Annotated in this window: 22 protein-coding genes; 7 read left to right on the forward strand and 15 right to left on the reverse strand. The window is 68.6% G+C overall.

Going from position 1 to position 26,026, the window contains the following annotated elements; genetic code table 11:
• Positions 1 to 24: 24 nt before the first annotated feature.
• Positions 25 to 1,362: a UDP-glucose/GDP-mannose dehydrogenase family protein gene (locus AAFN69_RS21410; protein WP_347730226.1), complete on the reverse strand. Its 1,338-nt coding sequence runs from the start codon at positions 1,360 to 1,362 to the stop codon at positions 25 to 27.
• A 159-nt stretch (positions 1,363 to 1,521) separates the two neighbouring features.
• Between AAFN69_RS21410 and AAFN69_RS21415 the strand changes: the two genes are divergently transcribed.
• Positions 1,522 to 2,697: an acyl-CoA dehydrogenase family protein gene (locus AAFN69_RS21415; protein WP_347730227.1), complete on the forward strand. Its 1,176-nt coding sequence runs from the start codon at positions 1,522 to 1,524 to the stop codon at positions 2,695 to 2,697.
• 77 nt (positions 2,698 to 2,774) lie between these two features.
• Here AAFN69_RS21415 and AAFN69_RS21420 read toward each other — a convergent pair whose 3' ends face one another.
• Positions 2,775 to 3,953, reverse strand: coding sequence for an LCP family protein (locus AAFN69_RS21420; protein ID WP_347730266.1), 1,179 nt, complete (start codon positions 3,951 to 3,953; stop codon positions 2,775 to 2,777).
• A 230-nt stretch (positions 3,954 to 4,183) separates the two neighbouring features.
• On the opposite strand from AAFN69_RS21420, the gene AAFN69_RS21425 reads away from it, so the two are divergent.
• Positions 4,184 to 4,729: an acyl-CoA thioesterase gene (locus AAFN69_RS21425; protein ID WP_347730228.1), complete on the forward strand. Its 546-nt coding sequence runs from the start codon at positions 4,184 to 4,186 to the stop codon at positions 4,727 to 4,729.
• A gap of 28 nt (positions 4,730 to 4,757) precedes the next feature.
• Here AAFN69_RS21425 and AAFN69_RS21430 read toward each other — a convergent pair whose 3' ends face one another.
• A complete protein-coding gene (locus tag AAFN69_RS21430; RefSeq protein ID WP_347730229.1) occupies positions 4,758 to 6,131 on the reverse strand; it encodes an LCP family protein in 1,374 nt (457 codons plus the stop codon).
• A 346-nt stretch (positions 6,132 to 6,477) separates the two neighbouring features.
• Between AAFN69_RS21430 and AAFN69_RS21435 the strand changes: the two genes are divergently transcribed.
• Positions 6,478 to 7,494, forward strand: coding sequence for a glycosyltransferase family 2 protein (locus AAFN69_RS21435; RefSeq protein ID WP_347730230.1), 1,017 nt, complete (start codon positions 6,478 to 6,480; stop codon positions 7,492 to 7,494).
• Positions 7,495 to 7,579: 85 nt separating this feature from the next.
• Here AAFN69_RS21435 and AAFN69_RS21440 read toward each other — a convergent pair whose 3' ends face one another.
• From AAFN69_RS21440 to AAFN69_RS21455, 4 genes are all read right to left on the reverse strand, one after another.
• A complete protein-coding gene (locus tag AAFN69_RS21440) occupies positions 7,580 to 9,322 on the reverse strand; it encodes an LCP family protein (protein WP_347730231.1) in 1,743 nt (580 codons plus the stop codon).
• Between the two features lie 47 nt (positions 9,323 to 9,369).
• Complete coding sequence (locus AAFN69_RS21445; protein WP_347730232.1) at positions 9,370 to 11,112, reverse strand: LCP family protein; 1,743 nt, start codon at positions 11,110 to 11,112, stop codon at positions 9,370 to 9,372.
• A gap of 229 nt (positions 11,113 to 11,341) precedes the next feature.
• Complete coding sequence (locus AAFN69_RS21450) at positions 11,342 to 12,850, reverse strand: LCP family protein (RefSeq protein ID WP_347730233.1); 1,509 nt, start codon at positions 12,848 to 12,850, stop codon at positions 11,342 to 11,344.
• A 272-nt stretch (positions 12,851 to 13,122) separates the two neighbouring features.
• A complete protein-coding gene (locus AAFN69_RS21455) occupies positions 13,123 to 13,875 on the reverse strand; it encodes a TIGR03089 family protein (RefSeq protein ID WP_347730234.1) in 753 nt (250 codons plus the stop codon).
• A 128-nt stretch (positions 13,876 to 14,003) separates the two neighbouring features.
• Here AAFN69_RS21455 and AAFN69_RS21460 point away from each other — a divergent pair, with 128 nt between their 5' ends.
• Together AAFN69_RS21460 and AAFN69_RS21465 are read left to right on the forward strand one after the other, a co-directional pair.
• On the forward strand, positions 14,004 to 15,305 hold the full coding sequence (locus AAFN69_RS21460) for a peptidoglycan recognition protein (protein WP_347730235.1): 1,302 nt from the start codon (positions 14,004 to 14,006) through the stop codon (positions 15,303 to 15,305).
• Positions 15,306 to 15,356: 51 nt separating this feature from the next.
• Complete coding sequence (locus AAFN69_RS21465) at positions 15,357 to 16,487, forward strand: NDP-sugar synthase (RefSeq protein ID WP_347730236.1); 1,131 nt, start codon at positions 15,357 to 15,359, stop codon at positions 16,485 to 16,487.
• A 430-nt stretch (positions 16,488 to 16,917) separates the two neighbouring features.
• Here AAFN69_RS21465 and AAFN69_RS21470 read toward each other — a convergent pair whose 3' ends face one another.
• Positions 16,918 to 17,115, reverse strand: coding sequence for a hypothetical protein (locus tag AAFN69_RS21470; protein ID WP_347730237.1), 198 nt, complete (start codon positions 17,113 to 17,115; stop codon positions 16,918 to 16,920).
• A complete protein-coding gene (locus AAFN69_RS21475) occupies positions 17,112 to 17,438 on the reverse strand; it encodes a hypothetical protein (protein WP_347730238.1) in 327 nt (108 codons plus the stop codon). The genes AAFN69_RS21470 and AAFN69_RS21475 overlap by 4 nt, the downstream gene beginning before the upstream one ends.
• A 173-nt stretch (positions 17,439 to 17,611) precedes the next feature.
• Here AAFN69_RS21475 and AAFN69_RS21480 point away from each other — a divergent pair, with 173 nt between their 5' ends.
• Entirely contained in the window at positions 17,612 to 17,866 is a 255-nt protein-coding gene (locus AAFN69_RS21480) for a GntR family transcriptional regulator (protein ID WP_347730239.1), read from the forward strand.
• Between the two features lie 228 nt (positions 17,867 to 18,094).
• Here the strand turns inward: AAFN69_RS21480 and AAFN69_RS21485 are convergent, their stop codons facing one another.
• From AAFN69_RS21485 to AAFN69_RS21495, 3 genes are all read right to left on the reverse strand, one after another.
• The gene (locus tag AAFN69_RS21485) at positions 18,095 to 18,304 is read right to left on the reverse strand and encodes a DUF397 domain-containing protein (protein WP_347730240.1); all 210 of its coding nucleotides are present in this window, start codon (positions 18,302 to 18,304) and stop codon (positions 18,095 to 18,097) included.
• 202 nt (positions 18,305 to 18,506) lie between these two features.
• Positions 18,507 to 18,731 (reverse strand): hypothetical protein, encoded by a 225-nt coding sequence (locus AAFN69_RS21490; RefSeq protein WP_347730241.1) that lies wholly within the window; start codon positions 18,729 to 18,731, stop codon positions 18,507 to 18,509.
• 89 nt (positions 18,732 to 18,820) lie between these two features.
• Positions 18,821 to 19,180 (reverse strand): hypothetical protein, encoded by a 360-nt coding sequence (locus tag AAFN69_RS21495; protein ID WP_347730243.1) that lies wholly within the window; start codon positions 19,178 to 19,180, stop codon positions 18,821 to 18,823.
• A 548-nt stretch (positions 19,181 to 19,728) separates the two neighbouring features.
• Between AAFN69_RS21495 and AAFN69_RS21500 the strand changes: the two genes are divergently transcribed.
• Positions 19,729 to 20,505, forward strand: coding sequence for a helix-turn-helix transcriptional regulator (locus tag AAFN69_RS21500; RefSeq protein ID WP_347730244.1), 777 nt, complete (start codon positions 19,729 to 19,731; stop codon positions 20,503 to 20,505).
• A 106-nt stretch (positions 20,506 to 20,611) separates the two neighbouring features.
• On the opposite strand, the gene AAFN69_RS21505 is transcribed toward AAFN69_RS21500, so the two are convergent.
• From AAFN69_RS21505 to AAFN69_RS21515, 3 genes are all read right to left on the reverse strand, one after another.
• Complete coding sequence (locus AAFN69_RS21505; protein WP_347730245.1) at positions 20,612 to 21,547, reverse strand: major capsid protein; 936 nt, start codon at positions 21,545 to 21,547, stop codon at positions 20,612 to 20,614.
• A 34-nt stretch (positions 21,548 to 21,581) separates the two neighbouring features.
• Entirely contained in the window at positions 21,582 to 21,869 is a 288-nt protein-coding gene (locus tag AAFN69_RS21510) for a P27 family phage terminase small subunit (protein ID WP_347730267.1), read from the reverse strand.
• A 1,723-nt stretch (positions 21,870 to 23,592) separates the two neighbouring features.
• Positions 23,593 to 25,158: a recombinase family protein gene (locus tag AAFN69_RS21515; RefSeq protein ID WP_347730246.1), complete on the reverse strand. Its 1,566-nt coding sequence runs from the start codon at positions 25,156 to 25,158 to the stop codon at positions 23,593 to 23,595.
• Between the last annotated feature and the right edge of the window lie 868 nt (positions 25,159 to 26,026).

Here is a 26,026-nt window from a genome sequence, read left to right on the forward strand (position 1 = left end):
GGCCCGCGCCCCGCCCCCGAAGCCCTACGCCCTCGGCCGCCCCATCGCCCGGAACGTCCAGCCCGCCTCGCGCCACTTCGCCGGGTCCAGCGCGTTCCGGCCGTCCAGCACTATGCGGTGGGAGACGACCCCGCCCAGCTCCGCCGGGTCCAGCTCGCGGTATTCGCGCCACTCGGTCAGATGGAGCACCACATCGGCGCCCCGGACCGTCTCCAGGGCCGTCTCGGCGTACGCCAGCGTGGGGAAGAGCCTGCGGGCGTTCTCGATGCCCTTGGGGTCGTGGACGGTGACCTGGCCGCCCTGGAGGTGGATCTGGCCGGCGACATTGAGCGCGGGGGAGTCCCGCACGTCGTCGGAGTCCGGCTTGAAGGTGGCGCCCAGCACCGCGACCCGCTTGCCGAGGAAGGAGGTGCCGCCCACGGCCTCCCGGGCCAGCTCGACCATGTGGCCGCGGCGGCGCATGTTGATCGAGTCGACCTCGCGCAGAAAGGTCAGCGCCTGGTCGGCGCCCAGCTCGCCGGCGCGGGCCATGAAGGCGCGGATGTCCTTCGGCAGACAGCCGCCGCCGAAGCCGATGCCGGCGCGCAGGAACTTCGAGCCGATCCGCTCGTCGTGGCCGATCGCCTCCGCCAGCTTCACCACATCGCCGTCGGCGGCCTCGCAGACCTCGGCCATGGCGTTGATGAAGGAGATCTTGGTGGCGAGGAAGGAGTTCGCGGAGGTCTTCACCAGCTCCGCCGTCGGGAAGTCGGTCACCACGAAGGGCGACCCTTCCGCGATCGGGGTCGCGTAGACCTCGCGGAGCACCTTCTCGGCCCGCTCGCTCGCCACACCCACCACGATCCGGTCGGGGTGCAGGGTGTCGCCCACGGCGAAGCCCTCGCGCAGGAACTCCGGATTCCAGGCCAGCTCGACCTCGCCGGGCGCCTCCTCGTCGAGCAGCCGGGCCAGCCGGGCCGCGCTGCCCACCGGGACCGTCGACTTGCCGACGACCAGCGCCGGGCGGGTCAGCAGCGGGGCCAGCGAGCCGAAGGCGGCGTCGACGAAGGACATGTCACAGGCGTACTCGCCGTGCTTCTGCGGGGTGTTCACACAGACGAAGTGGACATCGCCGAACTCCGCGACCTCCTCCCAGGAGGTGGTGAAGCGCAGCCGTCCGCTGGACCCCTCGATCCCCGCGACATGCTTCGCCAGCAGTTCCTCCAGGCCCGGCTCGTACATCGGCACCCGGCCCGCCGAGAGCGTCTCGATCTTCTCGGGCACGACATCGAGTCCCAGCACCTCGAACCCGAGCTCCGCCATGGCCGCTGCATGGGTCGCGCCGAGGTAGCCGGTGCCGATCACGGTGATCCTGAGGGCCATACGGTGCTCCAGTGAGGTCAGGGGAGAGGCCCGACGAGCATATCCGGGCCCTCGGCGGGGCACGTTTACCGCTGTCGCCAAGCTCACGTATACCTCGGAGCGATCCGCCCTCTACAGTTGGTTACTTAACGGTAGTTAGCACACTTGGGGAGTGAGAACGTGGCCGGAAAGTCCGGAAATCCCGGTAACGCGGGATTTGATCTGTACCGCCTGTCCGAGGAGCACGACGCGCTCCGCGACGTGGTCCGCTCCCTCTCCGAGGCGAAGATCGCTCCGTTCGCCGCCGCGGTCGACGAGGAGGCCCGCTTCCCGCAGGAGGCGCTGGACGCCCTGGTCGCCGGCGATCTGCACGCCGTCCATGTCCCCGAGTCCTACGGCGGCGCGGGCGCCGACGCGCTCGCCACCGTGATCGTGATCGAGGAGGTCGCCCGGGTCTGCGCCTCCTCCTCCCTGATCCCGGCCGTCAACAAGCTCGGCTCGCTCCCGGTGATCCTCTCCGGCTCCGAGGAGCTGAAGCGGAAGTATCTGGGCCCGCTCGCCCAGGGCGACGCGATGTTCTCGTACTGCCTCTCCGAGCCGGACGCGGGCTCGGACGCGGCCGGCATGAGGACCAGGGCCGTGCGCGACGGCGACCACTGGATCCTCAACGGCGTGAAGCGGTGGATCACCAACGCCGGGGTCTCCGAGTACTACACCGTGCTCGCCGTCACCGACCCGGAGAAGCGCACCAGGGGGATCTCCGCCTTCGTGGTGGAGAAGTCCGATGAGGGCGTCTCCTTCGGCGCCCCGGAGAAGAAGCTCGGCGTCAAGGGCTCCCCGACCCGCGAGGTCTACCTCGACCGGGTCCGCATCCCCGCCGACCGCATGATCGGCGCGGAGGGCACCGGCTTCGCCACCGCCATGAAGACCCTGGACCACACCCGGATCACCATCGCCGCCCAGGCCATCGGCATCGCCCAGGGCGCGCTGGACTACGCCAAGGGGTATGTCCGGGAGCGCAAGCAGTTCGGCAAGCCGGTCGCGGACTTCCAGGGCGTGCAGTTCATGCTCGCCGACATGGCGATGAAGCTGGAGGCGGCCCGCCAGCTCACCTACGCCGCCGCCGCGAAGTCGGAGCGGGTCGAGGGCGATCTGACCTTCTTCGGAGCGGCGGCCAAGTGCTTCGCCTCCGATGTGGCGATGGAGGTCACCACCGACGCCGTACAGCTCCTCGGCGGCTACGGCTACACCCGCGACTACCCGGTGGAGCGCATGATGCGCGACGCCAAGATCACCCAGATCTACGAGGGCACCAACCAGATCCAGCGGATCGTGATGGCGCGCAATCTGCCGTAGCCGGGCAGAAACGACGGGCCCGCCCCCTCCGTGACAAAGGAGGGGGCGGGCCCGTCGCCTCGTGGGTCCGGGGCGGGTCAGTTGCCCGGCACCGTCACCTTCTCGTCATTGCGGATCTGCTTCACGATCTCCGCGACCTTCGTCTTGTCCCAGACCAGATTGCCGCCCCGGCTGCCCGAGATCGGGATGTTCATCGACTTCCCGTCACCGCCGGTGACCCCCTTCATGGCGAAGAACATCTGGCTCAGATCCCACAGGGACATGTCCTTGTCCACGATCAGGGTGTCCAGCCCCGCGCCCATCACCGGATAGAGCTTGAAGGGATTGAGCACCGTGCCCGGCGTCGCCGTCTGGCTCGCCAGCGCCGAGAGGAACTTCTGCTGGTTCTTGGTGCGGGCGAGGTCGCCCTCGCCGAAGGCGTACCGGGTCCGGACGAACGCCAGCGCCTGCTCGCCGTCGAGGGTCTGCTTGCCCGCGGTGAAGTCGGCACCCGACTTCTTGTCCTTGAACGCCTTGGGGATGTCCATCTCCACGCCGCCGATGGCGTCCACGATGCTCGCGAAGCCGGCGAAGCCGATCTCCGCGTAGTGGTCGATCCGCAGATGCGTGTTGTGCTCGACGGTGCGCACCAGCAGCTCGGGGCCGTCCTCCGCGTACGCCGCGTTGAGCTTCACCCGGCGGCCGGCGGCCGGGAAGAGCTTCCCGGACTCCGAGCCCTTGAAGGAGGGGATCTCCACATCCGAGTCGCGCGGCAGCGAGATCATCGTGGTCCCGCCGGAGCAGTCGGCGAGGATCATCATCGAGTCGGTGCGCTTGCCCTCGGCGGAGCCGGTGCGCAGCCGCTTCTTCTCGTCGGAGGACATGCCCTCGCGGCTGTCGGAGCCGACGATCAGATAGGTGGTGCAGTCGTCCTCGCCGGGCCGCTCGATCACCTTGGAGAGATCGACCTCGCGCCGGACCTTGCCGTCGGCCCAGAAATAGGTGGATACGGAGGTCACCAGCAGCGCCCCCACCAGCACGATCGAACCGATCTTTATCCGGCGGCGCCAGTCGGGCGCCCCGCGCGGCGGGCCCGCGGGCGGCGGCGGGGGATAGCCGCCCTGGCCGCTGTGGGGCGGCTGCCCGCCCTGCCCGCCGGAGGGCGCTCCGTAGACCTGGCCGGTGTTGTAGCCGCTGTCGTACGGAGCGGTGGCGTAGCTGTCCTCGTACCCCTGCGACTGCTGCTGCGGAACCGGCGGCCGCTGCACATGACGCATCCCGCGGGCGCCCTCGGGCTCCGAGCCCCGGCTGCCGCGTCCGTATCGTTCGGGCCAATCGTTCATGAGCGCAAGTGTGCCGGGTCACACCCGCGCCCCGACAGGGCGGGTGGGGAATCGGGGCGGGCCTGTTGCCAAGCTGATGCAATGCCCCGGAAGCACCTCCGGCAGGTCACCGGGGCGGGGCCGGGACCCGGGGCGGGTGCCCGCGCCCGCCTACGCTGGGGAGCATGACAGATCAGCCTCAGCGGCCGGACCCGGCGATCCCGGGAAAGCCCACCTCCGCCTCCCGCACCACTCTCAGCCACATCATGACGGGGAGCGACACCAATCTCCTCGGCACCGTGCACGGCGGCGTGATCATGAAACTGGTGGACGACGCGGCGGGCGCGGTCGCCGGCCGGCACTCCGGCGGACCCGCCGTCACCGCCTCCATGGACGAGATGGTCTTTCTGGAGCCGGTCCGCGTGGGCGATCTGGTCCATGTGAAGGCGCAGGTCAACTGGACCGGGCGATCGTCGATGGAGGTCGGCGTGCGGGTGCTCGCCGAGCGCTGGAACGAATCGACCCCGGCCCAGCAGGTCGGCTCGGCCTATCTCGTCTTCGCCGCGGTGGACGGTGAGGGCACGCCCCGCCCCGTACCGCAGGTGATACCCGAGAGCGAGCGGGACCAGCGGCGCTACCAGGAGGCCCAGATCCGGCGCACCCACCGGCTGGCCCGCCGCCGCGCGATCATGGAGCTGCGCGAGAAGCGCGCCGCCGAGGGCCTGGACTGATCCGCTCCCCGGCGCCGGGCCCGGCCGCTCAGGGGCAGGTCACCTGATCCCCGGTGACCGCGCCGAATTCCCCCTGATAGGCGTCCTGGGCCCGGACCGGCACCACTCCGTCGTATCCGGTACCCGCCGTCACCCGCAGCGTCCTGCCCTGGCCCGCCACCGGCCGCAGCACACAGCCGGGCAGGGCCGCCGCCAGCGAGCGGGCCGAGCGGTCCCAGCGGGGGTCGTACGAGACCAGGGTTGATTCCACCGGCCGGGGGCTCGGCCCGCTCAGGGCGTTCAGCGGGGCACGGGTGGTGTCGAAACCGGTCGCCCGCAGCGCCGCGTCGACCTTCCGGCCGAGTCCGGGCTCCGCGGTGCCGTTGTAGACCTGCACCCGGATCTGCTGCGGGGAGACCTCCACCAGCTTCGCCTTCGCCCGCCGCGGGCCGGCCGCCGCCAGCGGCCGGTCCTCGCGGATCATCCGGAAGAGCCGCCGCGCCTTCTCGGCGTCCCACTTCACCGCCGATCCGATGCCCTTGACCGGGCCCATCGCCACGACCGGCACCGAGGCGAATTCCGAGGACGCCGCCGAGAAGCCGCGCATCGCCCGGCCGAGCGCCAGGATCTCGTCCGCGCCGAAGCCCGCGTCGGCCCGGACCGAGGAGAGCATGGCCCGGCCGACCGCCTGGAATTTCACCGGGTTGAGCAGCGTCCCGCCGCTGGTCGCCTTCTTGATGAGCGCGGCGAGGAATCGCTGCTGGCGCTGCATCCTGCCCAGGTCGGACGCCACGTCCACATGGCGGGAGCGGACGTACTGGAGCGCCTGCCCGCCGTCCAGCTCATGGGTGCCGGCGGGCAGATCCAGACCGGTGTAGCGGTCCTTCATCCGCTCGGTGGTGCAGATCTCCACCCCGCCGATCGCGTCCACCGTCTTCATGAAGCTGGTGAAGTCGACCTCCAGATAGTGATCGATCTTCACCTCGGTCATCTGTTCCACGGTGCGGACGGTGAGCGCCGGGCCGCCCTCCGCGTACGCCGCGTTCAGCTTCACCGGGTGCGGGCGGTGCCGTTCGCCGGTGTTGCGGTCGGTGTGCTCCGGGAGCTCCGCCCAGCTGTCGCGGGGCAGGCTCACCACGCTCGCCCGGTCCCGGTCGCGCGAGATGTGCACCAGCATGATCGTGTCGGTGCAGTGACAGGGGGCGCCGCCGAGCCGGTATTTCCGCTTCTCCTCCGGCCCGATCCGCTCCCGGCCGTCGGTGCCCACGAGCAGCAGATTCGTCCCGTGCCCGGCCTCCGGCCGGTTCTTCATGTCCTTGAACGGGTCCACCCGCCGGATCTCGGTGTCCAGGCTGGTCAGTGTCGCGTGGCCGATCGCGCCCGCGCCGAGCACCAGGACGGAGAGACCGGTCGCCAGCCGCATTCCCCACCGGGGCCGGGTGACCACGGGCCGTCTGGTCCGCGGTCCGGGGCGGGGCCGGGGCGGACGGGGGGAGCGGGGCGGCGTGGACACGACGGGGCACCTCCGCGGGCGGCGAGGGACGGACGGGGTACGGGAGCGGCCGGCCCGATGTCCCGCCCGCCGCCGGCGTACGGAGGCGGCCGGCGGGCCGGCACACGGGAACGGCGGTACGGCGGACACAGGTACGGCGGAAAGCGGTACGGCGGACGGGGGAACGAGCACACCGTAGGCCCATACGATCGGCGGCCGGTGCCGCCGACCGGCCGCCGCGCGTCCATATCCCCCATTCGCGGTAACGTGGCGACCGATGAACGCCATGCCCCCTGTCTCCGTGATCATGCCGGTCCTCAATGAGGAGCGGCATCTGCGCAACTCGGTCCGTCACATCCTCGATCAGGAGTACGACGGCGAAATGGAGGTGGTGATCGCGCTCGGCCCGTCCACGGACCGCACCGACGAGATCGCCGCCGAACTGGTGCGCGAGGACCCCCGGGTCCACACCGTGCCCAATCCCACCGGCCGCACCCCCGCCGCGCTCAATGCCGCCATCAAGGCGTCGCGTCACCCGATCGTGGTACGCGTCGACGGTCACGGGATGCTCTCGGCGAACTACATCGCCACCGCCGTCCGCCTCCTGGGCGAGACCGGCGCGCAGAATGTCGGCGGCATCATGCACGCCGAGGGCGAGACGGACTGGGAGCACGCCGTCGCCGCCGCGATGACCTCCAGAATCGGCGTGGGCAACGCCGCCTTCCACACGGGCGGGGCGGCGGGCGCCGCCGAGACCGTCTATCTGGGTGTCTTCCGGCGCGAGGCGCTGGAGCTCCAGGGCGGCTACAACGTGGAGTTCATCCGCGCCCAGGACTGGGAGCTGAATTTCCGGATCCGCGAGGCCGGCGGGCTGATCTGGTTCTCGCCCGAGCTGCGGGTCCAGTACCGGCCCCGGCCCTCGGTGCGGGCGCTGGCCAAGCAGTACAAGGACTACGGCCGCTGGCGTCATGTGGTCGCCCGCTACCACCGGGGCTCGATCAATCCGCGGTATCTCGCCGCGCCGGTCGCGCTCTGCGCGATCGTGGCGGGCCTGATCGCGGGCGCCCTGGTCACCCCCTGGGCGCTGGTGATCCCCGGCGGTTATCTGGCGGCGATCACGGCGGGCTCGGTCCCGGCGGGCCGGGGACTGCCGCTGAGGGCCCGGGTCCGGATCCCGGTGGCGCTGGCCACCATGCACATGTCGTGGGGCTTCGGCTTCCTCACCAGCCCGCGCTCGCTGGCGCGGAAGGTCATCGCCAGCCGCCGCCCGCCGGTGACGACCGCCTCGGCCTGACCGCTCCGGACGTCCATACGCCGACGGGGCCCGGGAATCACCTTCCCGGGCCCCGTCGGCGTACCGTCCGCCGGGGGCGGTCCGGCTACCAGATGAACTCGGGCTGCACCTTCATGCAGGGGACGCTCGCGCCGTTCAGCGGGTTCGCGTCCTTCGGCGTGGTGTCGTCGTCCTTCGGCGGCTTGGGGAAGGTGTCGCCCCGCCGCCAGTCGGCGCCCACGATCAGGGTGACCCCGGTGACCTCGGCGGACTGCTTCACGGCCGAGAACGGAATGCCGAGGGACGTGGCCACGGCTTGGGCGTCACCCTCCAGTTCGGGACTGGAGAAACGTATCGCCGTCTTGGCCGACGGGGTGGCGGAGGTGTCCGCGACGGCCTGGGCGAAGCCCTTGCCCCGAAGCACTCCGGCGACCGCGCCGGCCCGGCCGCGCTCGGCGGCCACGCCGTCGCCGGCCGTGCCGTTGCGCACCTGTACGGCGATCTCGGCGGGCGCCGCCGCCGGGTCGTCCGACACCTTGGGGGCGGCCTTCTTCTTCGGCTTGCCCTTGCCGTCCAGCGCGATGTCCTCGCGGATCATCCGGAAGACCTTCTCCGCCTTGCCCGGCATGGGCTCGACCTTGCTGGTCAGCCCCGGCCGGGTGGAGTACACATTCGGCATCGTCGTCATGGTGACCCGGTCGGCCGGGACATTCTTGAGCTCCTCGCCCAGCTCGTAGAGCCGGGGGAGGTCGATGCCCTTGTCCACGGTGAGCGAGTCGATCGCGGCGGTCGCCAGCTTGCGCAGCTCGTTGGGGTTGCTGAGGGTCGCCTTCTTCCGCAGCTGGCGCACCATCGAGTTCATGTACATGTGCTGGCCGCGGGCGCGGGCGAGATCGGTGCCGTCCTCGAAGCCGTACCGGGTGCGGAGCCACTGAAGCGCCTGCTCGCCCTTGACCGGCGTCGTGCCCTTCCGCAGCTTCAGGTTCGACCCCTCGCCCTTGGAGTTGAGGGAGTGGACATTGTCCGTGACACAGACCGGGACACCGCCGATGGCGTCCGCCATGGAGACCACACCGGCGAAATCGATCATCATGAAGTGGTCGATGGTGATCCCGGTGAGCTCATGCCAGGTGGCGACCGTGCACCCCGGCCCGCCGCGCCCCAGGGACTCATTGGTCTGCGCCAGCTCGGACGCGGGGTGCACCTTCCCGGTCTTCGGGTCCGTGCACTCCGGGATCTTCAGCATGGTGTCGCGCGGCATGCTCACCGCGGAGATGTTGGAGCGGTCGGCCGAGATGTGGAGCAGCATCTGCACATCGGCCAGCGGTTTGCCGCCGAAGGTCTCCTTCGCCCCGCCGAGCTTCTGGTTCGCCTTGGAGTCCCGGGCGTCGGATCCGATGACCAGGATGTTGAGCGGGGTCTGGCCCTTGGCGTTGGGCTTGTGCTCGGCCATCTTCCGGCCGAGGGTCAGATCCTCCCGCTTGAGCTTGCCGTTCAGATGCTCGTAGTACAGATATCCGGCGCCGGCCGTCCCGAGTATGAGCACCGAGAGCACGGCGGCACTCCACCGCAGCACCTTGCGCTTGCCCTTGGTGCGCCGCCGGCCGGTGCGCGCGGCGGCCCGGCCGCCCTCGCGCGCGGGGCCGTCCCCGGGCGGGCCGCCCCGGCTCCGGCGCTGCCGGGGCACCCGTGCCGCGTCGTCGTCCGGATGGGCCGCGTCCGCCGCCCGGTCCGTACCGCCGTGCCGGTCCGTACCGCCGTGCCGGCCCCTGCCGTCGTGCCGGTCCGGCTCGCGGCCGGCAGAGACCCCGTCCGGTGTCCGCCTCCCCCGTGAAGTGTTCCGTGCCACCGTCAATTCCCCCTGTCAGGCACGCCGGACGGCCGGACCGGGCCGGGTCACTTGGCGCATACCTTTTTGTCTGCTTCGACCTGCTTCACTCCGGCCGGCGCCTTCGCCGGTCCGGTGATGGGCACCCCCGCGCCCTTGAAATCGGAACCGAGGGTCAGCGTCATCGCCTCAAGTCCCTCGGCGTCGGCCGTGCCCTGCTTCATCGCGGCGGCCGGCAGGCCCATCAGATCCGCCAGCTTGCGGGCCTGGTCGGCCTGGTTGGGCGCGTACTCCAGCGTGGTCTTCGGGAGCTTCTGCGGGGCGTTGCCCTCATTGCTCGACTTCGGTACGCCCTGCTGATTCTGGAGCCAGTTCAGGGTGGCCAGGGCGACGCCCTGGGTGTCACTGCCGTTGAAGATCTTCACCCGGATGTCGGCCGCATCGGCGCGCGCGCCCTTCAGCAGCCCCTGCTGCCGCTTCTTGGCGTCCTTCTCCTTCTGCTCCACCTCGGTCAGCGAGATGTCGTTCTGGATCATCGAGAAGAGCGGCCGGGCCTGGCTCTCATTGAGGAGCACGGTCGCCTTGTCGGTGTTGTCCACCACCGGCACGGTCAGGAAGGTGATGTTCTTCGGATTGACCTTCGCCAGCTCCAGGGCCAGGTCCTTGAGCTTGTTGATGCTGCCTATGCCGGTGTCGACGGTGAGCGCCTTGGTGGCCGCCTCCGCCAGATCCCACAGCTTGGCGGGGCTGGTCAGGGTGTCCCCGGACTTCATCTTCCGGATCATCGAGCTGAGGAACTGCTGCTGGATCTCGATCCTGCTCAGATCGCCGCCATGGCCCACCGAGTGCCGGGTGCGGACGAAGGCCAGCGCCTGCTCGCCCTCCAGCACATGGGTGCCCTTGGGTAGATCGAGCTTGGAGTCCACGTCGTTTATGTCCTTGTCGAGGCAGACCTCGACCCCGCCGACCGCCGTGGTCATCGTCTTGACGGCGTTGAAGTCGGCCATCATGAAGTGGTCCACGGTGAGTCCGGTCAGCTCCTTGACCGTGCGCATGGTGCAGCCGGGATCGCGGCCCTGCTGGCCGAGGCTCTCGTTGAACCGCACGCCCCGGTTGCCCGGAATGGTCTTGCCGCCGTCCGCGCTGGTCTCGCACTCGGGAATGTCGGTGATCAGATCCCGGGGGATGGAGAGCGCGGTGGCGTTCGTCCGGTCCTTCGACACATGGAAGAGGATCGTGGTGTCGGCATGTCCGGGGCTGTTGCGGTCGCCGTACTTCTCATTGCCCTTGCCGGTCCGCTTGTCGGTGCCGATGACCAGGATGTTGACGGCCTTGTCCTTGCTGAAGCCGCCGGTTCCCGCGCCCTTGACGTCGACCGTGTTGAGGTTGGAGTTCAGCTTGTCGTAGGCCATGTAGACGCCCACCGAGCCGGCCACCAGCGCGAAGCCGAGCACACCGCCGGTCCAGATCAGGACCTTCTTCTTGCCCGACTTCTTCTCGGGCCTGCGCTTGCGGCGGCCCGCGGCGGGCGGCGGCCCGCCGCCGGGGGCGTCGCCGGAGTGGCCCGTACCCCTGCCGCCGGAACGGCGCGAGCGCTGCGGGGGCACATCGCGCCCCGGCGTCTCCGCGCGCCGGCCCTCCGGCGCACTGCGCGGACCCGGGGCCCGCGCACCGGAGGGAGTGGCGACGGATGGCCCCGGCTGCGCTGCGGGTTGGTCCAGTCGCAATTCGTAATTGCCGGTCTGCGGGTTGAGCACCCACTGGTCGGCGGGGTCGACATCGTCCGCCCGCCCACGGCTCTGCGCATCCACGGTTGTCTGAATCCTCCGTCGCTGCCACGCGAAGCGCCTCCCCCGACGGGCGCTCGGTATCTCATTCCCGCAGTGATGTGACGCGGGGCCGGAGTACCGGATCGCGTCACACTATCCGCCCGGTTCAAGACGCGGCGACGCACGTGACATATTCCACGTCGCCGACAACCGGGCAATCCACCCAATCCGCATGGGGCGCGGACCAGACCTTGGCCAGTGCTTTACCTCTTCACTTGCATGTGCCCACCGCCGCGTTGGTGCCGGGGAAGGTCGGACTCGCCGAGGCGGCCCCCGACGGCTCGGCGCCGTCGGGCTCGTCGCTCTCCCCGGAGGAGTCGCGGGAGCTGTCCGGCAGGACCGTGATGGGATCGTCCGCGCGCAGTTGCGCGAAGAGCTGTCCGGCATCGGGCTGCACCAGTTCGTCCCGGTTCCGGTCGGCGGCGTACGGCTGCCTCGGCACCGTCAGGAACTGCACCTTCTCGGTCGGCACGGAGCCGAGCGAGCGCACCAGCTCGGTCAGGTCCTGGAGCGAGTCCAGCCCGGGATCGGTGGTCAGCGACTTGGTCGCGGCGTCCAGCAGCCGGTAGAGCCGGGGGAAATTGAGCAGTACGCCATTGCTCTGCACCTTCTTCACCAGGGCGCCCATGAACTGCTGCTGGCGGGCCATCCGGTCGGTGTCGCTGCCGTCCCCGAGGGTCTTGCGGGCCCGGACATAGCCGAGCGCCTGCTCGCCGTCGAGCTTCTGCCTGCCCGCCGGGAGCTTCAGCTTGGCGTCGGGGTCGTCTATCGGCTTCTTGAGGCAGATCTCCACGCCGCCGACCGCGTCCACCATCTTCTTGAAGCCCCGGAAGTCCACCACGATGTGGTGGTCGACGCGGACCCCGGTCATCTTCTCGACGGTACGGATCGCACAGGCGGCGCCGCCGAGCTGGAAGGCGGAGTTGAACTGGGCGAACCGTGCGCTGGTGCGGGAGCCGTCCGAGGCGCGGCAGGACGGGATCTCGGCCATCAGATCGCGCGGGATGGACATCGCGGTGGCGCTTTTCCGGTCCGCGGCCACATGGAGCAGGATCGTGGTGTCCGAACGCTGGCTGCCGCCGTCGTCCCGGCCGTACTTGCGGTTGCCCTTGCCCGAGCGGGTGTCGGAGCCGATGAGCAGGATGTTCTGCGCGTTCAGCACGATGGGCCTGGGCCGTTCCCGCTCATGGGTGCGGAGTTCGGCGGCGGTGGTGGTGTCGGTCGTGATGTTGGCGTTCAGCTTCTGGTACGCCCACCAGGCGACCCCCGACGCGGCGAGCACCACCACGGAGGTGCCGAGCGCGGCCCACCGCACCCAGTGGCGCTTGCGGCGGGGCGGGGCGGGGGAGGCGGCCGGGGCGGGAGCCGGGTGCGGCTCGGCGGTGACGGACGCGGCGGTCTTGACCTCGTCGGGCTCGGTGCCGGGCTCCGCTTCCGCGGGGGTTTCCGCCTCCGTGCCGGACTCCGCGGGGGTTTCCGGGTCCGCTTCCGCGTCCGGGGCCGTCCCGCTCTTCTCCCCCTCCTTCTCGGAGCCGGAAGACGGGTCATCCGGGTCTTTTCCGCCGGATACATTTGATGTGCCGGAAGTGTCCGGTGCGTGCCCGGTACCGGCCGCAGAGCCGGAACCGGAACCGGCCCCGGCGTCGTTCGCGCGCTCGTCCTCGTCCGGGCCGTCCGGCCCGGCCGGGGTCCCCGCACTCTCGGTCACGTCTGCGTCCATCCTCATATGGCGTCGGCGGCGCGCTGGACCGCCGATCTCAGGACTAGACGGCTGAACATCGCGCATGGTTGTGCGTTGAAACATGCGTTTCGCCGATCATCCACCGGAGTTGGGGCCCGAGCCGGGGGGCTCGGCCCTGCTGTGGGCCACACGGGTGGACTCCATCGGCCGTCCCGCGAGGCCGCACCGCCTTCTCCGGTGATATCAGCGGGCGGTGGCGGCGGGGTCGTTTCCGGCCGGAGGGGATCCTCCCGGGGCCGCCCCGCCGGCGGCTACCGCACGGTGTGGGTGACCCGCTCGCTCTCGACCCGCTTGCGGAGCCCCTCGGCGCCGAGCTGATCCGTGTTCCGGCACAGCACCACCGAACCACCGACCGCGAGCGGTGCGAACAGACCCGCCGACAGCCCCTCCCAGGAGTCGTAGCCGAGCCCCGAGAGCAGCCGCGACCCGGCGGTCAGGCCCAGGCCGGCCGCGTCCGAGCGGGCACGCTCCACCAACTCCGCGCCGCTCAGCTCCAGACCGCCCGCCACCAGCGCGGGGGCGGCGGGATCGACCGGTGCGTACGGGGCGAAACGGTCACCCTGCGACGGCACCTCCACCGCGTAGTCCGCGAAACCGGCGGGCGGCTGCGGGAAACGCCCGCCCAGCGGACGCAGGGCCAGCGCCACCCGCTCACCCCGGCAGGCCCGCGCCTCCTCCAGGGTGTCGGGGCCGCTCACCACCAGATCCGCCGAGGCGGGGTCGCCGCCCGGCGCCGCGGTCACCCCGGCCGAGGAACAGGCGAGCAGCCAGACCGCGCTCTGCCAGTGCGCGGGCAGCAGCAGCGCGAGCCGGTCACCCGGACCGGCCGCGAGATCGCCCTGGAGCAGATTCGCCGTCTTGGCCACCCAATTGGCGAAGGTGGCCACGGACAATTCGACGCGCTCACCGGTGGCGTCGTCGTAAAAAGTGACCAAGGGACGCGCGGGGTCCGCGGCGAGCGCGGATCGCAGCAGGTCGGCAGGGGTGAGGTCGCTGGCGTTCACCCGCGTCACCCTACGCGCCACGCCGCCCGCGGGGGCCGTTGTTCCGGTGCCGGGGTCCTCCGGTCGGCCCGATACGGCGTCAGTTTCCCGGCAGGCGCCATCCGGGTGCCGGCACCAGGATTTTCCCCATGCGTGGATACCTGACTTCCCCCCTCGGCGTCGCGGTCTCCGCCGCGCTCGTACTCCCGGCCCTCCTGACCTCCGGCGCGGCCGCCGCGCCGCGCGTACCGGAGCCGGACATCCCCGGCTCCACCCGGTCGCTCCCGCTGGCCCCCGCCGACCCCATGACCCGCTCGGCCGCACCCGACACCGAACGCCGCCTGAGCCACCCCAGGGTCAGCCCCTTCTCCCTGGTCGGCGTCGTCTGGGACGACGCTCGCGCCGAACTGCACGGCACCGCCCAGGTCCGCACCCGGTCCATCGCCACCGGCGCCTGGTCCCGCTGGCGGAGCATCGAGACCCACAACCACGAACACGGCGCCGACCCCGGCACCGCGGAGAACCGCGCCGCGCGCGGCTCCACCGCCCCCCTCTGGGTCGGCCCGTCGAACGGCGTCGAGGTGCGCGTGAGGGCCGGCACGGACACCGGACCCGTACCGCTGCCCCAGGGGCTGCGGCTGGAACTCGTCGACCCCGGCGAGGCCCCGGCCGTCACCGCCGCCGCACCGGGAATCGGCACCGTCACCGGCCCGCTGCCCCCCGGAGTGCCGGGATTCAGCGTCACCGGCCCCATGGGAACCGTCGCCGGCCCCAAGGCACCGGCCGCCAAGCCCGCCCCGATCGCCCCCGAGGCCGTACCCGCCCAGGCCGCCGCGAAGCCGTACATCGGTCCCCGGCCGAAAATCGTCACCCGCAAGGGCTGGGGCGCCAGCGAATCGCTCCGCGAGAAGGGCTTCGTCTACTCGACGACGGTCAAGGCCGCCTTCGTCCACCACAGCGCCACCGGCAACAGCTACACCTGTAAGCAGGCGCCCTCCGTCCTGCGCAGTATCTACCGCTACCACGTGGTGAGCAGTGGCTGGCGGGACATCGGCTACAACTTCGCCGTCGACAAGTGCGGAAACGTCTACGAGGGCCGGGCCGGCGGGGTCACCAAGGCGGTACGGGGCGCGCACACCCTGGGTTTCAACACCAACACCATGGGAATCGCCGTTCTCGGCACGTACAGCACCACCAAACCCCCCGCGGCGGCCGTGACCGCGGTCGCCAAGCTCACCGCCTGGAAACTCGGCCTCTTCAAGCGCAACCCGAAAGGCAAGGTCACCCTGACGTCCGGGGGAAGCGGCAAGTACGCCAAGGGCCGGAAGGTCAGCTTCCAGGTCATCTCCGGACACCGCGACGGATTCCTCACCGACTGCCCCGGTACGCGCCTTTACAACACCCTCGGCAGCACCCGCACGGCATCGGCGAAATTGCAGGGACGGAGCTGAGAAGGGGACACGACTCCGACTCCACTGCATAAACTGGCCGATCTCGAACGAATGACCAGCTCCGCCGGGTCCGGCTCAACAGGAAGCAGAGACGACAAGGTGACAGAAGCGATCCTCCTGGTCGGTGGCAAGGGAACGCGGCTGCGCCCGCTCACCGTCAACACGCCGAAGCCGATGGTGCCGGCGGCGGGAGTCCCCTTCCTCACGCACCAGCTGGCGCGGGCACGCGCGGCGGGTGTGGAGCACATCGTGCTCGCCACCTCCTATCTGGCGGAGGTCTTCGAGCCGCACTTCGGCGACGGCTCGTCGCTCGGCCTCAGCCTGGAGTACGTCACCGAGAAGGAACCCCTCGGCACGGGCGGCGCCATCCGCAACGTCGCCGCCCGGCTCAGGTCCGGCCCCGAGGACCCGGTCCTCGTCTTCAACGGCGACATCCTCACCGGCCTCGACATCGAGGCCCTGATCGCCACCCACCGGGACTCCGGCGCGGACGTCTCCCTCCACCTCACCCGGGTCCCCGACCCGCGCGCCTTCGGCCTGGTGCCCACGGACGGGAACGGGCGGGTGACGGCCTTCCTGGAGAAGCCCCAGACGCCCGAGGAGATCGTCACCAACCAGATCAACGCGGGCGCGTATGTGTTCCGCCGCTCCGTCATCGACACGATTCCGGCCGGGCGGCCGGTCTCCGTCGAACGCGAGACCTTCCCCGAACTGCTCGCCTCCGGGGCGCACCTCCAGGGCATGGTCGACTCCACCTACTGGCTCGACCTCGGCACCCCCCAGGCGTTCGTCCGGGGCTCCGCCGACCTCGTCCTCGGCCGTGCGCCCTCACCGGCCGTACCCGGCCGCCGAGGCGACCGGCTGGTCCTCGACTCCGCGTCCGTCGCCCCCGACGCCAAGCTCTCCGGCGGCACGGTGGTCGGCGCCGGCGCGTCGGTCGCCTCCGGCGCGCGGATCGACGGCAGCGTGATCCTCGCGGGTGCGGTGATCGAGGAGAGCGCGGTGATCTCCGCCTCCCTCGTCGGCGAGGGCGCCCGGGTGGGTGCCCGGGTCCACCTCGACGGCGCGGTGATCGGTGACGGTGCGGTGGTGGGCGCGGACAATGAGCTCCTCCACGGGGCGCGCGTCTGGTGCGGTGCGCACTTGCCGCCGTCCTCTGTCCGCTTCTCCTCGGACCAGTAGCCAGCGCGGCTGCCTCCGGCGGGGCGGGGTGTTGTGCGCCCTCGCCCGGGGGTGCGGGTGCCTTTCCGGGGCTCCGCCCCGGCCCCGGCGCGGCTGCCTCCGGCGGGGCGGAGTCTTGTGCGCCCTTGCCCGTGGTGCGGGTGCTTTTCCGGGGCTCCGCCCCGGCCCCGGCGCCTCAATCTCCCCCAGGGCTTCGCCTGGGAGGTACCCCCAGCGAGGCTGAATTTGCTCGCCCTCGTTCGCGGGTGCGGGTCGGTGTGGGGGCGGTGTCGCATCGTCGCCTGTGTTGTTCTGGGCGCCCGGGGTGCGGATGTCTTTCCGGGGCTCCGCCCCGGTGGACCCTACACTCTGGTAGCTCAAAAATCAGTAGGTATGCATAGAAAAGCCCCGCCCGGAGAGAGGTTCCGGGCGGGGCTGGTTGCTGTCTGGGCTACAGGATCATGTCGAACGGGCTTGGTCCTGCGTCGTACCGCACGGCATCGTCGGGGCACGCGTACAGGGTCACCGGGGGGCCGCTCGGGCGGTCCACGTGGCCGACCACCACGGCTCCGGACGACTTCTGCCCGCAGTGGACGCACACGGCGCTGAACGGCTCCGGGGCGTGCTCCCGCATCCATTCGTAGGTCATGCGGACACCGCCCCGTGTGCCTGGTGCACGCGCGTGGTGGCGATGTACGGGTAGTCGATTCCGTGGGTGGCGTAGTAGAGAGCGCGGCGGCGATGCTGCTGGACGACCCGGAGTTTCAGGGTGTCTTCGGCTTCCTGCCGGAAGCGAGCGGCTGCCTGTTCCTTTGTCGGCCCGGCCCACGGGCGGGACCACGGCGACACGGGGCACTCGGTCTGCGGGTGTGCCGTGAGGTAATGGGCGGTGTGCCGTCCGGGTTCGGGCCGGCGGGTCCACGGGAAGAGGTTCAGCACCCATGTAAGGGCGCACGCGATAAGGTCGCGCATGTCGGTTCAGCTCCTCAGAAAGCTGTCTCGGCGAGCCCCGATGGACCGGGCCTAATCGGTCTGTCGGGGCGTTGTTGTTTCCGAAGGTAGGGGCACACATAGGCACCTGTCTATGTACAGGGGTATACAGGTATGTCTATGTGCTGGTGTGTGGCGATGTATACGTTGCGATGGTGATGGAGTTCGATCCCACCCGACCCAAGTGGCAGCAGATCGCGGACGTGATCAGACAGCGCATCGTCAGCGGGCAGTACCCCGCGCGGCATCTCGTTTCAGAAGTGCAGATGGAGACTGAGTTCGGAGTGGCCCGGACGACAGTCCGCAAGGCGACAGCCGCACTGCGGGAGGAAGGGCTGATCGTCACCACTCCCGGCATGGGCTCGTTCGTCCGGGACCGGTCCACGGATGGCGGCCAGGGCGACGGGTAGCCCCGCCCACCTCGGATGGGCAGATGGGCGGAGCCTTGGCGTTCCCCGTTCAGTGCTTCCGTGGCCGGTACGGAGCGCGGGTTGACGGCTGTCGCCACCACCACAGACCACGGCACTCGGGGGGCTTGAGCCCGATGAAATCCCCGCACCATGCGCACCAGCGGACTCCGCTTTCAGGATCCGTGATGCAGTCGTTCATACAGCGAGGGCATTCCATCGGGCCTGCTTTCAGGCGCTCAGGTCGAACTCTCCGGCCTTCACGGCGTCAGTGAGGGTGGTCCACTGGTCGGATGTCATCGTAACGACGGTGTCCGGTCGCTCGCTGTCGCGGAATGCGACGACGCCAGGCACGTTGATCGCCACCTCCGGGCAGTTGTTCACCTTCGGGTCACGGCAGGCAGCCACCCGGGTGAACTCGAAATCCAGTCGTTCGGTCATGACACGATCCCATTCTCTGCGAACAGCGGGGATTCGGTCCCCGCGCCGTTCCTTGCACCCCATGGCCCGGTTGGGGCCGGGGGGCCCGACCCTGCTCGCTGCTGTCGGTGCGGGGGCGGGCGGTCCGTCACCGGTTGGGCATCCGGCCGTGATGGGTACCGGGTGGTCTCGGGAGGTCCCCGGCCGGTGACGGAAATTGTGGTCATGCGCGGGCGGTGCGGAGCTTGTCGCCTGCCGTGTCGAGTACTTCGGCGCCGGACAGGGCGCACCGGGCCTGTGTCATGTGATCGTTGTGCTCGTCGATCCGGTTTCCGGTGACGGTCGCGGGGCGTCCGCACAGGATGTGCGGGCAGTCCATCCCGTTGATAAACCCCCGGCTGTCTCTGCTGACCGCATGCAGATGGTGCTTGGCGTACGTGCCTCGCATCCCTCAGCCCGCCTTCGCGCACACGGCGGGTGCAAGCGCGACGCTCCGCCTTGTGGCATCCCGGTCATCGGGCCGTGCGGCGGGTGTGATCACAGCGCCGCGCCTGCCGTTGCGGGGCAGCCGGCGGGTATCGGGTCCGGCTCCGCCCGCATGGCCACAGGCCAAACAGCGAGGGTGAAGCGTCCGTTCGGGCCGTCGTCCACGGTGAACGTCACCGGTACGCCGTCCTTGAGTTGGAGGCGCAAGGCCACATCCTCGGCGCCCCGGGACCAGTCACGCAGCCGGGTGGGCCCATCCGGACGATTCCCCGCCGCTGGTGCCTTCCGCGCCCTGGTGGCGGAACCGGGTCCGGGATCCAGCCCGTCCGCGACCCGCAGCGCCTGCCCGCGCATCCAGCGCAGTGCGAGCCTCGGCGAGATGGTGGTGAACGTTCCCAGAAGGAACGGCACACATTCCCGACCGCCGTACACAACACCCTCGGCGATCACGTCGCACCGGTACCCGTGGTCCGCCCCGGCCAGCCCGGTCACAGAGAACCCTCCCCACCAGGACCACGCAGCAGACCGTCCAACGCGCGCTCGAACAGGACTTGTCGCCACCCGGCAGCCACCTCCGCACGCCACCGCGACGCGAACTCAGGATCCGACTCCAGCCGCCGTAACTCGGACCGGAGTGCACGGCGTCCGTGACCCTCAGGTGTCAGCGACCACAGGACTCCACGGAAGGGCAACTGGGGCCGTCTCCGGTTCTCACCAGCCCGGATAGTCAGGATGCGCCGCGTACGCGTGATGCTCCAGGTAACTGCTGGTGTTCGTAACCAGGTGACAATGTGTGTCTCATCGGCGCCGTGATATCGGGTCTTACTGATCATGATTCGTCGCCCTAGTCCCTTCTCTGTCGGCTACTCCGCCGCACGCAGCCAACCCAACAGCCCTGCACACAGGCTGGTAAGTGCCGCCGCACAGACATCTGAGCCGTCTCGTCCCTTAAGGTTGAAGTGGTCGAAACGTCGGAGGTTCAACTCTTGAATAGAGATCTTGAGCGTGCTATACGCGATGCAGGATTAACGCCGCGCCAACTGGGCGCCCGCGTTGGGGTATCGCGCGAGACCGTGGAACGATGGGTTGCAAATGAAGGACGTAAACCGCACACGCGAACGGCGGTGCGGGTGGCGGAAGAATTGGGGGTAACCGTTGAGATGCTTTGGCCTACATCAATAAGGCAGGCAATGAAAGCAGGCCCGGATCGCGAGATTGTTTCGGCTTACCCTTTCAGGTCGTCGTGTCCCAATTCGGTTTGGACCACTCTTATTGACCGCGCGCGCCATGACCTGTTCTTCGCTGGATACACGAACTACTTCCTTTGGACCGAGCAACCGAAACTCTCCGAAACGTTGCAGCATAAAGCTCGCTCCGGATGTCGAATCCGATTTCTGGTTGGAAATCCGGAAAGCCCTATTACGCGAATGAGGGAGGAAGTGGAAGACAGCTCATTCCCCGTGTCCACGCGGATTAAGATCACGTTGGGGAACCTTCGAAAGCTGGCCGAAATCCCTCAGATTGAAGCACGCTACTGCGCGGATCAAGACGCTACGAACCACGTTTCTCTCAGCGTTTTCCGCATGGATGCAGAAGCGCTTGTGACTCCACATCTGGCATCGGTTGTCGGCCATGACTCTCCGATGTTTCATTTGAGGCGAATGGGTGAACGCGGTTTGTATGATCAGTTCGTGAGTAGCGCCGAGGAGATCTGGGAGCGCGGAACTCCAGTGTGAGATGGTCGAGCGTGTATGCGTGTATTCATACTTGGGCCCGAAATCGAAAATGCCCGCACCCGCCACCCAATTTGAGTGACGAGCGCGGGGGTTCTGTGATCCTGTGTCAGCCGTTCAGTACGCCCCTCAGGCAGGCAGCGGCCCTTCCGCCGAATATGGCGATACCGCAATAGAACTCGATGCGGGTTCGGTAGACGGGCTTGTCGTGCGCCTCGCGGAGGTCGGTTGCCTGGATTCCACCGTTCGTGAGGCCGGAGACAGCAGCGTCCGCTTCCGAGTTCCCGAAGCGCACCGCGTAAATTTCTCCGGTTTCCTTCCCGTTGGAACCTGTGGCGAGTGGCAGCACGTCGGTGCCGTCCAGTTTCTGTCCGGCGTCAAGCAGTGGAATACCGTTCCAGAGAGTCGTAGACTTGCCCAGAATTTCACTCATGAGCAATTCGCTACCACCCAGACGCCTGAAGCCGGAACGGATCGCGGCGATAAGCTGGGTATTCATGTAGAGCGCGCCATTCGAGCCGTTGATGCCACGTACCGAAGCGGCCAACTTGTCCAGCGCGTCAAAGAATTGATGACCGTTCGCGATGGGGCCCACCCCGTTCGCTTCGATGACCTGACGGCCGGTGAGGCGCTTTCGGAGACCGTCGAATCCCTTCGAATTGACCAGTGTGTCACCATTGAAGAACTGGTCAGAGAAATGGATTGAGGCAGCCTTGATTTTCATCGCCGAATGAATCGCGCGCTGATCGTTCAAGTTCCCGCGCGTCTTGACAATGAAGCGGTCCACATCGGAATCTCCACCGAGAATCGCAAGCGTCTCGATGCGCTGATTCACCGTACCTGTACTCTCCGGGTAAGGCTCATTCACTGCGCGGAAGGATACTCCGGGGAGTGTGGACTCCTCGCCGTAGGCATAGGCGGATCCTTCGAAACCAATCAGCGGGAGTCGGTCAAGAATCGGGGACTCCTGAATAAATGTCTCAATCACTCCTCTCTGCAATTCGTCCTGCGTGAGCTTGGCGGATTCAATAAGAGTTACGGCCATAGTCGGATTCCCTTCAATTGGTTTCACTGCCCATTTAGTCGAAGACGTCATCATCGTCATCGAATTCCGGCACGGTGATGGCGGCCCGGGAACTCGGCGACAGTCCTAGTTCCCTGATGTAGCGGGCCAGTTGTGTGCGGTATTGCGCTGCGATGGTCGCGGCCCCGTTTTTCACCGTTCCGCGTTCAGCGGTCACCATCAGTCCACGCTCGGAAAGGTCCCGCTCCGCCTGGTCGATGCGCGCGACGCAGACACAGAGATCTTTCACGGTGGTGTGGTTCACGTCGCCGATACCGGCCGCCACTTCGAGCACAGGAACGATGCGCCGTCACTCCTGCGAGGCAACATCCCGGCATCGGACGTTTGCCGATTCAACATCGGGGTCGGGCGAGAATCGGAAGACCTCAACCCAGTTCGGTTCAGCGAGGATCGCGCGGGGAACAACCACCCCTTCGGTGATGATCCCTTTCGGCGGGTTTCCTTCGCGTGCACGCTGGATAGCGGGTTTGGGTCTGTATCTGTCGGCCATTCAGCCTCGCTTTCTGATCTTTCGGGGTCGCCAAAAACGGCGTCAGCTCCGACGCGAGTTCTTTGCCTCCCTGCCGTGCGGTCTCGGGAGGGGCAGGGGGACCCCGCCCGGGGGCACCGCGTCAGAACGGCGGAACCTCGTTTGCCTCACGCTGAGAGCGCCGTTCAGCGGCGAACCCACCGGGCTGATGCCGAGCCGTCTCGCGGTTGTGGCACACCGTGCACAAGGGCCGTAGATGCTTCGGTGCGTCCGGGTTCGACTTGCCCCGTGCCACCAGCTCTCGCCGGCTCACCGGGTGATGGTCGGCCACGGTCGCAGCGGTACCGCAGAGCACGCACCACGGGTTCGCGTACAGGTATCTCCTGCGGACCCCGGGCCACTGCGGCCCGTACGCACTCGTTCCCGGTGTCTCCCGGAGCCGTGTTGCCTCACGCTCATGAGCGGGGCACCGACCACCCCGGGGGGGCAACTCCGGGCACCCGGGGATAGTGCACGGTCGGCGGGGCCTACGGGGCAAGGGATCACCTCCTAGTGTTCGAAAGGATCAAGAACGCTCACAGCCCATGGGAAAGCTACGTGGCTCATGAAGTCGCTCAGGCTCTGCCCCATGACCACTGCGGCCACCCGGTTGGGTGCGTGCTGCGCGGACAGAGCTGGTGTCGAGAACCGGGCACTCGGACCACCGTGCGGTAATTCCGGTCTCGATACGTTGTAGGGGCCGGTAATGACCAGGGCCCTGTACCGGAGAACCGTTGCGGCCCCGGGGTTCTGTAGGGGCCGCTGATGACCCGCCCCACCCCGACCGTGGCGGGATGACGAACGAAGGTGCTTCTGTGGTTTCTCCCTATTTTTTTGTGTAATCAAAAACAAGTACCAAAACGTCATCCCGTCATCCCTCGGCCCGCCGACCCCTCCCGCTGTGGAGCTTCAGACCGGTCGGACCGGCGAGTGTCATCAGGAACAGCCCCGTGCGACCGGGAAGCCGTCGGCGCTCTCCAGGCCGACCCGGTTGGGTGCGTGGTGCAACGGCAAGGCTGGGATGCTCAGACCACCGTGTCTCTCTGTAGGGCGGGTGTGCAGTAAACCCGTGTCTCTGTGTAGGAGTAGTAGGGACCAGCAGATTCCCGCACCGCTTCTGGGGCCGGGTTGGCGGGTCGTACTCACTCTCTGGTGTGGGAGTAGTAGGGACCAGCAGATTCCCCGGGGGTGACGGGGTGACGGGTAAACGGCGATCTCAGTTTTCCTTAGGGTTTTCTATACAAACCTGAAAAAGAGTCAAAGTCGTCACCCTCGACACCCTTGCCCCTCGCTGGTCGGGCTGCCTCGCCCCCACGGGCCGGCGAGCGGGGTCCGGGGACACTCCGAGGGCCCCTGTGCGGGCATGTGAAAGCCCCGGACGATCGCGGGGACCAACCGGGGCTGTAAGGGCGGCACGGCCGTACTGCGCCCCGTCACCGGGGACCGCACCTGACCCGTGCACCCATGTCGGCACGGACTACGGGCGATCGTATCGGCGCTATGCCGCCCGGTCGTAGTCGTCTGAGTCGGGCTCCGCATTCTCCGGGGTGGCCCATGTGATGGACACGCGTGCGTCGCCGTTGAAGCGGCAGCCCTTCCCCGGTGCCCGGGTGACGGTCACGGTGTCGATGGCGAGCCCGATGAGATCGCGTTTCATCACGGGGTCGGCGGCGTGCCACGCTTCCTCACCCTGTCCCTCGATCAGGAACGTGATGTCTGCGCTGCCGCTCTCGCCGACCAGCTCTGTCAGCCGTGCTTCCGCCGTGTCGACGCGGGCCTCCGCAGCGACTTTGTGGGGGATGCGGAAGCGTGCTGAACGGCCCGTGTAGAAGTCGGTCGCGTCATCGGTCATGAACTTGTCGAGTTGGGCGTTCGCGGCTTTCAGTTCGGCCCGTGCGTCCTGGATTTCCTGTGTCTCCTTCGGACGCTTGAGTGCCTGCCACCGTTCGGCCACGGCGATCAGCAGCGGGTCGTGATCGTCAGCGGCATGGAGCCGTGTGGACCACGACTGGACCGCGTACTGTTCGATCGCTTTGCGGGTGACGGTCGCGGGACTGGGGCACGCTGCGGGGCCGTCACCGCGCCGTGAGCACGTGTACGAGGGTCCGCCGAGGATCATGGCGCTCCCACACGTGGCGCACCGCATCCGCCCGGTGAGCGCATGGGTGGCGCGGCCCTTGCCGGGTATCAGGCTGATCGTCTGGTTGCCGGACAGGACACGGCGCGCGCGGGCGGCGAGATCGGCGGGGATCATCTGCGGCAGCACGTCGGCCGTGACCACCCGCACCCGCTCGCCCCGCTCATTCAGATACGGCACGCGGGCTTTCTGGTTCTTGCCCCCGGGCGAGTGCGTGAGCCACCCCTCGTACACGGGGTGGACGATGATGGCCCTGATCGCGTCCGCCCGCCACAGCACACCGGTACCGGTACGCAAACCCTCCCCGTTGAACTTGCGGCACAACGCGCGCGACGAGACACCCTCGCTGATCTCCTTGAACACCCGCCGGATGATTTCCCACGGGGTGACCTCGCGCCGTTCGGCGACCACGCACATGTACGGGGTGGTGTCGGGTATCAGCTTCCGGGTCTGCGGGTCGGCGACCAGGCCGAACGGAGCCTTGGACAGCCACTTACCCTCATTGCGCTGCTTGGCTTTCGTGCTGCGCACGTTGTAGCTCAGGCGTGTGGAATACTCCCGCGCGTTCTCGGCCCGGTCGATGATCCACCGCCGGTCCCGCTCATCCATGCTGTCCAGGCGCTCATAGTCGAAAATCACACGGGCCTTACCGAGGATCGGTACGACCGCTTCGGCGCCCTTGCGGGAGAACCGGTCGAGTGCATATACCCAGAGCGCGGGTACCTCTCCGTCCAGCACCGCCGCCATGGCAGCGTCATACCGGGGCCGCTGAACATCCGACCAGGCAGACAGGTTCTCCCGCCACACCTTCCGCACGCAGTACCCGTTCTCACCGGCCCACGCCCGGCCCCGGTCCTCCTGGGCACGGATCGAGAGAGCGCGCTCACCCTCGCGGACGATCTTCGACTTCCTGAGCAAGAGGTCCACCTGAGGCAGACCATGGCACGGGCACACACCCGACTGAGTGATTGTCTTCATGCGGTCTGTAGGGACCGACGAATTCCTGTGGGACCCGGTGAGAGTGGCCGTTGCCATGCTGGAACCCCTATGACCAGCGGAAGCGGTCCGCTGCCCGAGTAGGTCCCAGAGTGTTGGACCCACTCCGGGCCCGGCGCCTCAAACGCCGGCGGGGCTGAATTTGCTTGCTCTCGTTCGCGGGTGCGGGTCGGTGCGTGGGCGGTGAGTTGTCGTTTCCCATGTCGTTCGGGGTCCCGGGGTGTGGGGCTCTTCTTGTGCGCCTCGTGCCCTGTGTTGTTCGGGTTGCCCGGGATGCGGGCTTTCAGGCGCCTTCGGCGCCTTGCGGTGCCTCGGGGTCTTGTTCCGTTTGCTCCCCTCCGGGGCGCGGGTACGGGGCGGGAGTGCTTGTGTCATGGCGGCCCGGGGGTCCTCCGGGCTCGACTCCTCAGAGCCGGCGGAAACCGGCCCGCTTGCACTGATCACCCCGGTCTTACCGCCGGCTCTTCCGGGGACGACCCTGCACACCCCCTCCACGAGCGTCGCCCGATAGGCGGCACCCTGCCCCAAGCCGCCTGCTTCTGGTGCGGGAGCGCCCGCCCAGAAGCACCCGCCCACTCTGACGCCCCTCACCCACTCACCCACGGGTGACCTTTCGGACCGGGGTTCCCGGCCTTGTGAAGCCGTCTCGGAACGCGCGGACGGGCAGACCACTGTGATCACGCACTGGGCTTACTCGCGGAAGGGGGGACGCGCAGGAGCGGTACTGGGGCGTCAAGCGTGATTTGTGGCGCACAGGAGAAAGACCAAAACAAGGGCGGTACATGCGCCGTAAATCATG

Source organism: Streptomyces sp. CAU 1734, assembly GCF_039888735.1.
Taxonomy (GTDB): Bacteria; Actinomycetota; Actinomycetes; order Streptomycetales; family Streptomycetaceae; genus Streptomyces.